Consider the following 2634-nt stretch of genomic DNA (forward strand, 5'->3'; position numbering starts at 1 on the left):
CATGCGGCGCAGCGAGGGCCGCGCGGCGAGCGCCCGGTCGATCGCCTGCGGCGACGGGCCGACGAAGCGGGCGCCCCCGGGCATCGCCGCGACCGCCGCGAAACCCGGCCAGCCGATGCCGCCGCCCCAGAGCGCGGCCGCGCGCCCATCGGCGACCATGGCCGGGCCGTCGCCGGCATGCTCCAGCAGGATCGGGACGATGTCGCGCTCCGGGTCGAGGCCGGAGGCAGCGAGCACCGCGCGGCCCATCACCGTCAGCCCGGAATTCCGGGTGCCGAGCGCGACGGGCTTGCCGGCGAGGTCGGCGAGGGTACGGACCGGGCTCGCCGCCGCGACCACGAGCAGGCCGGGCGTGGCGTACATCGGCGCGACCGCGGTGAGCCGCGGGCCGTCACCCGCCGCCAGCGCGTCGTAGGCGAACTCGCCTTGCACCAGCGCGAGGTCGAGGGCGCCCTCGCGCAGCAGCCGGACGTTCTCCGCCGAGCCGCCGGTGGCGCGCGTCTCCAGAGTCAGGTCGGGGTCGACCGCGCGGACCGAGGCCGCCAGCGCCGCGCCGTAGGCCGGAAAGCCGCCGCCCGGGGTGGCGGTGCCGAGGACGAGGCGAAGCGGCTCGGCCCGCGCGGACGAGGCGAGCATCAGGCAGAGAGCGACCAGAACAGGCTTCACCCGCATCGCACGTGTCCGCCTCCGCGCCGGGGCCGTCGCTCGGCCGTCATTTCGCGGTCAGCAGCGCCCAGTAGACCTTGTACTTCGATCCGGGCGCGTAGGCGGTGGCGATGCCCATGCGGGCGGCCTTGGGATCGAGCATCACGGCGTTGTGGGGCGGGCTGTCGCGCCAGCCGGAGAAGGCCTCGGCGAGGGTGTGGTAGCCGGCCGACAGGTTGGCGTTGGCCGACGCGAAGCCGAGCCGCTCTACGGCGCCCTTCACGGTCTGCGCCTTGCTTGGCCGGTCGGCGAGCGCCATCGACGCCGCCTCGGCCTCGGCGAGCTTCTGGAGCTCGGGGTCGAGGGCGAGCGCCGCCTCGCCGCGACCGCGGCGATAGGCCGAGATCATGTCGCGGGCGGCTTCGGTGTCGACGTGGGCCGCGTTGTTCGACAGGGGCAGGTAGAGGCTCGGCAGCGCCGCGGTGGTCTGCGTGTCGGTGGCGCACCCGGCCAGCAGCGCCGCGCCGGCGAGCAGCAGGGCGCCCGCGCCGTATCGTCCGATGCTGCCCACGTGTCCGATCCGCCGCTCGCCATCGGCCCGCGTCGATCGGGCCACCGCCGCGACATATAGGGTGCCCGGGGGCGCCGTGCAGCGGCGACGCGCATCAGGATTGACGAACCCTTCACCGGCTCGCGCTTAAGCTGTACCGAATGGAGCTGTCGATGCCGGGCCGTCCCGGCGCGCTCCGGTCCGGGTCGGGAATCGCGTGGAAATCATCGAGGCGAACCTGCGGGGCGGCTTCGTCGGTGCGACGTCGCCCGCCGCATGACCGGACCGCCCATCCACCCCGACGTCGCCGCGGCGTCGGCGACGATCCGCTCGGCCGAGGCGCAATTGCGCCTGATCCGCCGGGACGCCGAGCGGCTGGCCGAGCGCCAGCGCACCTTCGACCGGGCCGCGGCCGCGGCCGGGATCGGGGTGTGGGAATGCCGCCTGCGCGACGAGGCGATCGACTGGTCCTCCGGCGTCTACGACCTGTTCGGCATCCCGCGCGGGACGGCCCTGTCGCGCGGGCGCGCCCTCGAGCACTACCCCGAGGCCTCGCGCCGCGCCCTCGAGGCGGCCCGCTCGCGAGCGATCGCCGAGCGGACCGGCTTCCGCCTCGACACCGAGATCCGCACCGCCGCCGGGCAACTCCGCTGGATCCGCCTGACCGCCACGGTGGAGGCGCGCGCGGGCGTCGCGGTGCGGCTGTTCGGGATCAAGCAGGACATCACCGACGAGAGGCTGGCCGCCGAGGCGGCGCGCCGACGGGCCGATCTCGACGGGATGACGGGCCTCGCCAACCGGATGTGCTTCGAGGACCGGCTCGCGTTCCTGTGCCGGCAAGGCGCGGGCCTGCTCGTTCTCGTCGACCTCGACGGCTTCAAGGCGGTCAACGACGGCTTCGGGCATGCGGCGGGCGATGCCTGCCTCCGGGAGGCGGCCGACCGCATCGCCGGGCTCTGCCGCCGGGCCGACCTCGTGGCGCGGATCGGCGGCGACGAATTCGCCATCCTGCTCGGCGGCCATGGCAGCGCGCGCGGCGCCGAAGCCCTGGCGGGGCGGATCGTCCATGCGATGGGCCGCCCGATGCAGGTCGGCGGCGTCACGATCCGGGTCGGCGCCTCGGTCGGCATCGCCGCCGTCGCGGGCGGCGGGCCGGCGGATGCCTTCGCCCGCGCCGACGCGGCGCTCTACGCCGCCAAGCGCGCCGGGCGGAACACCTTCCGCACGCACGGCGCATCGATCCGCTTCGCCTGACCGGCCGGCATCGCGCCCTTGAGTCCCGGGGGGGGCGACGGCTACGCGCGTCCGGCTCCCGCCGCCATCGCCGCCGCCGCCGCGTCGAGCCCCCAGGCGAGGAGGTCCTTGGCTTCCGCGGCGGTCGGCGCCTCGGTGTAGCACCGCAGCTCGGGGGCGTTGCCCGAGGCGCGGAAGTGGATCGT

The 2634-nt window shown here is 75.7% G+C and carries 4 protein-coding genes; 1 reads left to right on the forward strand and 3 read right to left on the reverse strand.

Going from position 1 to position 2634, the window contains the following annotated elements; all coding sequences use genetic code 11:
* On the reverse strand, nt 1–672 hold a 672-nt coding region (locus FV227_RS28335), incomplete at its 3' end, for a TAXI family TRAP transporter solute-binding subunit (protein WP_147860455.1).
* Between the two features lie 40 nt (nt 673–712).
* Nucleotides 713–1180 carry a CAP domain-containing protein gene (locus FV227_RS28340; RefSeq protein WP_243937186.1) on the reverse strand — a complete coding sequence of 156 codons (468 nt, stop codon included), beginning with the start codon at nt 1178–1180 and terminating at the stop codon, nt 713–715.
* Nucleotides 1181–1471: 291 nt separating this feature from the next.
* On the opposite strand from FV227_RS28340, the gene FV227_RS28345 reads away from it, so the two are divergent.
* Nucleotides 1472–2449 carry a sensor domain-containing diguanylate cyclase gene (locus FV227_RS28345; protein ID WP_147860456.1) on the forward strand — a complete coding sequence of 326 codons (978 nt, stop codon included), beginning with the start codon at nt 1472–1474 and terminating at the stop codon, nt 2447–2449.
* A gap of 41 nt (nt 2450–2490) precedes the next feature.
* Here the strand turns inward: FV227_RS28345 and FV227_RS30530 are convergent.
* The coding region (locus FV227_RS30530) for a hypothetical protein (protein ID WP_187274994.1) at nt 2491–2634 on the reverse strand (144 nt) is incomplete at its 5' end.

Source organism: Methylobacterium sp. WL119 (genome assembly GCF_008039875.1).
Classification (GTDB): Bacteria; Pseudomonadota; Alphaproteobacteria; order Rhizobiales; family Beijerinckiaceae; genus Methylobacterium.

Coding starts and splice junctions, on each gene's coding strand:
- FV227_RS28345 (WP_147860456.1), top strand. CDS start 1,472: ATGACCGGACCGCCCATCCACCCCGACGTCGCCGCGGCGTCGGCGACG.